The following is a 5,644-nucleotide window of genomic DNA, read 5'->3' as shown; positions in this document are numbered from 1 at the left end:
AGTGAAATAATCCTAATACCAGCACGCCAGACCGGCTAAACATATAACTTCACCAACACATCCTGTCGTTTAGGCCGTTAAACTCACGAACGTGAACACTTCCACGTTGTGTCAGCAGAGATAGGTTGCACGACCTCGACTAAGAGAAGGTGAAGCATGGAACCTTACGTAGGAATAGTGGTATTCGAGCTGTCTCGTGTCGGGACGCAAAAGAGCTATTTCCGTGAAGATTTTTATATCGTCTATGCAGATACGGACGAAGCTGCCTCGGAGCGTGTACAGGCGTTGGCGCATGCACAAGAAGACGAAGGAGACGCCGAACATGGCTCAGTAAAGGTTCGTCACATCGTAGATATTACCCCTGCCTTGTATGGGACTGTGGAAAAGGACATTGACTTGTACTCTCGGCATTTCGCTTCACTCGAAGACTATAAGCGATTCGAAATGAAGCTTGGAGGGACTAACCCCCTGAAAGATTAAATCAAGCTCAACCTCGAGGTTAGGCAGCTTTCTTAGCGAGTAGTGCTGGCTCCATTGCTTCGGCGATTGCTTCTAGGACGGGGATGGGGGGAATAGTTGACTTTTAGGCTAGTGCCATAGTCGACGGCTTGTACCCAATTGGATACTAAGCGTCCTTTACGTTAGTGAAATGTCCCAGATTCTCCCATTTATCCACACGGAACAAAATCTGGGACACTTCAGTACTAGGCTCAACTCTCGCCGCCCTGGTGTCCAGGTAAGTGACAGTTCGGCCAGTAACGTCCATGGCTTAGACGGGTTCAGTTCCCGGAAACTCCACCGAGAGCCCCAGCTGGATTCAGTTCTAGCTGGGGTTTTCTTATGAGAGTCCCCGCGCGCGGCTAGGGTAGTGGCCATGCAGCGAGTATTTGATTCCCACCTCCACATCATCGATTTTTCCCACCCCATTCAGGAAAATCAGGGCTATACGCCGCCGGAGTTTTTGGTTCCGGCCTATGACGTATGGCGCGAGAAGCTGCGCGGTGAGGGTTTTGATATCACCGCCGGCGCGGTCGTCTCCGGTTCCTTTCAGGGCTTTGACCAGGGGTATCTGGCAAAGCTCTGGGGGAATTGGATAGCTTCGTAGGCGTGACACAGCTGCCTGCCGATGTCCCCGATGCCGAAATCCGCCGGTTGGATGGCTTGGGCGTGCGGGCGGTGCGCTTTAACTTGCGGCGCGGTGGCAGCGCAGCACGGGAGGACCTGGAGGAGCTCGCCTGGCGGATCTATGACCTGGCAGGTTGGCACGTGGAGCTTTATGTCGACGCGGCTACGCTGGGCGATATGGCCCCAGTGCTCAAGAAGCTGCCGGCCGTGAGCATCGACCACCTGGGCCTGAGCGCGCAGGGAGTAGACGGCCTCTTAGAACTTGTCGATGCCGGGGTAAAGGTCAAGGCCACCGGATTCGGGCGCGTAGACCTCGATCCGGGAGAGGTGGTGCGCCGCATTGTCGACGTTGATCCAACGGCGCTCATGGCGGGTACCGATTTGCCCTCGCAGCGGACGAGCCGGGTGTTTTCGGTGGACGATTTCCGGCTCATCGGGGAGGCGGCGGGGGTACATGCTGATGACGTTTTCTTCGCCAATGCAGCGCGTTTCTATGGCCGGGACGATGCGCTTTAGGAAAGGTTACCCTCAACCTTGATTGGTTAGGGTGACTTAAGATAAGTTAATGGGGCATTTGTTTCTCGTCTATAAGGAAAGCACAATGAAGAAAATTCATCGCGCTCTTTTGTCTGTCGTGGCTGTCGCCTCCTTGGCACTTACCGCATGTAGCACTGCGGAAGAAGAGGACCAGGGTTCGAATAAGGGGACATCGGAAAGCGCACTGCAGATCGAAGATAATAACGGCACCCACGAGCTGGACGTACCGTTCGAGCGCGTCGCGGTAACGGATAACCGCGCCTTCGAAATCCTCGCGGATTGGGATGTCAATATCGTGGCCGCCCCGCTTGGCATCGTCCCGGATACCCTCTCGGACAAGATCAATGAAGACTCGATCGAGGCCAACCTGGGCATGCACCGCGAACCCGACCTGGAGGCACTGGTTGCCGCAGAGCCGGACATCGTCATCAACGGTCAGCGCTTCACCCAGCACCAGGCCGATATCGAGGCTTTGATGGAAGATACTCCGGTCCTGGACTTCTCCCCGCGCGACGATAAGGACATGGCGGAAGAACTCATCCGCCAGACCGAAGCACTGGGCAAGATCTTCGACCACGAAGATGAAGCAAAGAAGCTCGTCGATGACTTCAACAAGGCCCTGGACCGCGCTAAGGACGCCTACGATCCAGAGAAGACCGTTATGGCCGTCAACACCACCGGTGGGGATATCAACTACATCGCCCCAGGTAAGGGCCGCTTCTTCGGACCATTCTTTGAGCTGCTGGGCATGAAGCCTTCCCTCGAGGTGGAAAACGCCAGCGATGACCACGAGGGCGATGACATCTCCGTCGAGGCAATCGCTGATTCCAACCCTGACTACATCCTCATCATGGACCGCGACGGTGCCATTGCCAAGGATGAAGCAGGCTATACCCCAGGTAAGAAGCTGGTAGAGGATTCCGCGGCACTCAAGAACGTGACTGCCGTGAAGGAAGGCAAGATCGTTGCCGCTCCGCAGGATACCTACACCAATGAAAACATCATTACCTTCACGGAGACGCTCAACGCGATGGCAGACGCGTTTGAAAAGAACTAGCCACCACTAAAAACCGGAAACCGGAGGGATTTTGCCCTCCGGTTTTCAGGTGCGTAAAGGATAGTTATGGAAACCACCACCCGCACAAAGGTCTGGGATTGGAAGCTCGGCCTCGGCGTGCTCATCGTTGCCGCGTTGCTCGTTGCCTCCTTGCTGACCGGGCAGTACGACGTTTTTGGCGCCGACGATGGCGCCGCCATGTTCGGCATTACCCGCTTGCCGCGCACCATCGCCTTGGTGCTGGCCGGCGCGGCCATGGCTGTGAGCGGCCTGGTCATGCAGCTGCTTACCCAGAACCGCTTCGTCGAACCCTCGACCACCGGCACCACGGAGTGGGCCGGGTTGGGCCTGCTCATCGTCATGGTCGTCGCGCCCACGTCCTCGATTCTGGTCAAGATGATTGGTGCGGTGGTCTTTTCCTTCCTGGGCACCGTCGTATTCTTCCTGTTCCTGCGCCGGGTGACCCTGCGCTCTTCGCTCATCGTGCCGATCATCGGCATCATGCTGGGTGCCGTGGTCTCTGCAATCTCGACGTTTTTCGCGCTGATGACGGACATGCTCCAGCAATTGGGAATCTGGTTCATGGGCTCATTTACCGCGGTATACAAGGGCCAATACGAGGTTTTGTGGATCGTGCTCTTGGTACTGGTGGCGGTGTATATCTACGCCGACCGCCTCACCGTAGTTGGCTTGGGCGAGGACGTGGCCACCAATGTCGGGCTGAACTATAACCGCATGTTGTTGCTGGGAACCGGCCTCATCGCCATTGCCACGGGCGTGGTGACCGTCGTCGTGGGGTCCCTTCCATTCCTGGGGCTTATCGTGCCCAATATCGTCTCCATGATGCGCGGCGATGACTTGCGCTCCAACGTGCCCTGGGTCTGCCTGCTGGGCATCGGCATCGTCACCGTGTGTGACCTGGTGGGCCGCGTCATCATCGCCCCCTTCGAGATGCCGGTTTCGGTGATTCTTGGCGTCATCGGTGCCATCGTCTTCATCATCATGATTGTGAGGTCGACCCGTGCTAACTAAGATGTCCGCCCCACCCAAGAAGTACTGGATCACGCTGGTCTGCGTATGGGGCTTAGCTGCGGCTTTGGCCTTTGCTTACCTAGCCTATGGCAACCCGATGGATTTTGGTACGCGCAAGTTTTGGCTCATCGCCCAGCGCCGCGCCGATGCCCTCATCGCCATGGCGATCGTCGCTGTGTGCCAAGCCATGGCCACGGTGTCTTTTCATACCGTGACGAATAACCGCATCTTGACGCCATCCATCATGGGTTTTGAGTCCCTGTACGTTGCCATCAATACCGCGACCATTTTCTTCCTGGGCGCTAGTGGGCTTAACGAAGCCCGCACCGTGCCCACTTTCCTCATGCAAATGGGCGTCATGGTGGGCCTTTCCTTGGTGCTTTATTCGTGGCTGCTGACCAACCGAAAACAGAATATGCACGCCATGCTGTTAGTCGGCGTGGTCATCGGTGGTGGCCTGGGCTCGCTGTCTACCTTTATGCAGCGCATGCTAACCCCCAGCGAGTTCGACGTGCTGACCGCGCGCCTTTTTGGCTCCGTCAATAACGCCGAAACTGAGTACTATCCCATCGCCATTCCCATCGTGGCCATCGCCACCACGCTTTTGGTGCTCAACGCGCGCAAGCTCAACGTGATTTCCTTGGGCTCCGATGTCAGCACCAACTTGGGCGTGAACCATAAAGCGCACGCGATCTACACGCTGATTTTGGTCTCGTTGTTGATGGCGACGACGACCGCGCTGGTTGGGCCCATGACCTTCTTGGGCTTTTTGGTGGCTACGCTGGCCTATCAATTCGCCGATACCTACGATCACCGCTACATCTTTCCGATGGCGGTGGGATTAGCATTCTTCGTGCTGATTGCGGCGTACTTCCTCATGCAGCACGTATTTTCCGCCCAAGGCGTGGTGTCCATCATCATTGAGCTGGTAGGTGGCTCCGTGTTCCTCTTTGTCATTATGCGAAAGGGCCGACTGTGATCGAATTAAAGAACGTTTCTAAAACCTATTCCGCCGAGACCTCTATTGGTCCACTCAATCTGACCATCCCACAGGGGGGCATCACCGCGCTGGTGGGGCCGAATGGTGCGGGTAAGTCCACGATGCTCACCATGATCGGGCGCCTGCTCGACGTGGATGAAGGCAGCATCGAAATCGCCGGCTATGACATCCAATCCAGCAAGTCCGCCGATTTGGCAAAGATCGTGTCTATCCTGCGGCAGGAAAATCACTTCGTCACGAAACTCACCGTGCGCCAGCTCGTGGGCTTTGGCCGCTTCCCCTATACCAAGGGGCGTCTCAACAAACACGATGAAGAGGTCATTTCCAAATACATTCACTTCCTGCATTTGGAAGAGCTGCAGCACCGCTACCTTGACCAGCTATCCGGTGGTCAGCGCCAGCGCGCGTACGTAGCCATGGTGCTGTGCCAAGAAACTGATTACGTGTTGCTGGATGAGCCGCTGAATAACTTGGACATCTCGCACTCGGTGGACATGATGCGCCACCTGCGCGAGGCTGCCCAGGAGTTGGGGCGCACGGTCATCGTGGTTCTGCATGACATTAACTTTGCCGCGCGCTACGCGGACTATATCTGTGCCTGCAAGGACGGGCAGATCGTCGAATTCGGCCCGGCGGAGGAGATTATGCGCGACGATATCCTGACGCCCATCTTCAATACTCCGGTGCGCGTTATCGATGGGCCCGATGGAAAGATCGCGTGCTATCACTAAAAAGCAACGTTGGCCTGCGAGTTTGCGTTGTGTAGTGGGGTAGTATAAATTTTAGCGAGTCGCCGAGAGGTAGCCGGTTGGTTATTTTTGAGTGACTTTTTGTACTGGCTTGATTCAAGGATTTGACTTGGTTCAGGTTGTTGGGTAAGTTAGTGCGAGCCG

General features: G+C 56.1%; 5 protein-coding genes and 1 pseudogene. All 6 read left to right on the top strand.

Annotation, left to right across the window (positions count from 1 at the left end; all coding sequences use genetic code 11):
• Positions 1-156: 156 nt before the first annotated feature.
• The 6 genes and pseudogenes from ABRP98_RS11390 (at position 157) to ABRP98_RS11365 (ending at position 5,482) form a co-directional block, all read left to right on the top strand.
• Entirely contained in the window at positions 157-480 is a 324-nt protein-coding gene (locus ABRP98_RS11390) for a DUF4288 domain-containing protein (protein ID WP_349859324.1), read from the top strand.
• A 394-nt stretch (positions 481-874) separates the two neighbouring features.
• Positions 875-1,641: pseudogene (locus ABRP98_RS11385) on the top strand (amidohydrolase family protein).
• A gap of 85 nt (positions 1,642-1,726) precedes the next feature.
• Entirely contained in the window at positions 1,727-2,719 is a 993-nt protein-coding gene (locus ABRP98_RS11380) for a siderophore ABC transporter substrate-binding protein (RefSeq protein ID WP_410756027.1), read from the top strand.
• A gap of 66 nt (positions 2,720-2,785) precedes the next feature.
• Positions 2,786-3,751: an ABC transporter permease gene (locus ABRP98_RS11375; RefSeq protein WP_349859323.1), complete on the top strand. Its 966-nt coding sequence runs from the start codon at positions 2,786-2,788 to the stop codon at positions 3,749-3,751.
• A 1-nt stretch (position 3,752) separates the two neighbouring features.
• Positions 3,753-4,730: an iron chelate uptake ABC transporter family permease subunit gene (locus tag ABRP98_RS11370; protein WP_349859326.1), complete on the top strand. Its 978-nt coding sequence runs from the start codon at positions 3,753-3,755 to the stop codon at positions 4,728-4,730.
• Positions 4,727-5,482 (top strand): iron ABC transporter ATP-binding protein, encoded by a 756-nt coding sequence (locus ABRP98_RS11365; RefSeq protein WP_349859322.1) that lies wholly within the window; start codon positions 4,727-4,729, stop codon positions 5,480-5,482. The genes ABRP98_RS11370 and ABRP98_RS11365 overlap by 4 nt, the downstream gene beginning before the upstream one ends.
• Positions 5,483-5,644 lie beyond the last annotated feature (162 nt).

The organism is Corynebacterium sp. KPL2838 (assembly GCF_040225455.1).
In the GTDB taxonomy this organism is placed as follows: Bacteria; Actinomycetota; Actinomycetes; order Mycobacteriales; family Mycobacteriaceae; genus Corynebacterium; species Corynebacterium rhinophilum.
The sequence above is the reverse complement of the archived record's forward strand: the minus strand, read 5'-3'. Positions and strand labels throughout refer to the sequence as shown.

What these genes read in the sequence shown, in the direction of transcription:
- ABRP98_RS11390 (WP_349859324.1), top strand. Translation starts at nt 157, where the DNA reads ATGGAACCTTACGTAGGAATAGTGGTATTCGAGCTGTCTCGTGTCGGG.
- ABRP98_RS11375 (WP_349859323.1), top strand. Translation starts at nt 2,786, where the DNA reads ATGGAAACCACCACCCGCACAAAGGTCTGGGATTGGAAGCTCGGCCTC.
- ABRP98_RS11370 (WP_349859326.1), top strand. Translation starts at nt 3,753, where the DNA reads ATGTCCGCCCCACCCAAGAAGTACTGGATCACGCTGGTCTGCGTATGG.
- ABRP98_RS11380 (WP_410756027.1), top strand. Translation starts at nt 1,727, where the DNA reads ATGAAGAAAATTCATCGCGCTCTTTTGTCTGTCGTGGCTGTCGCCTCC.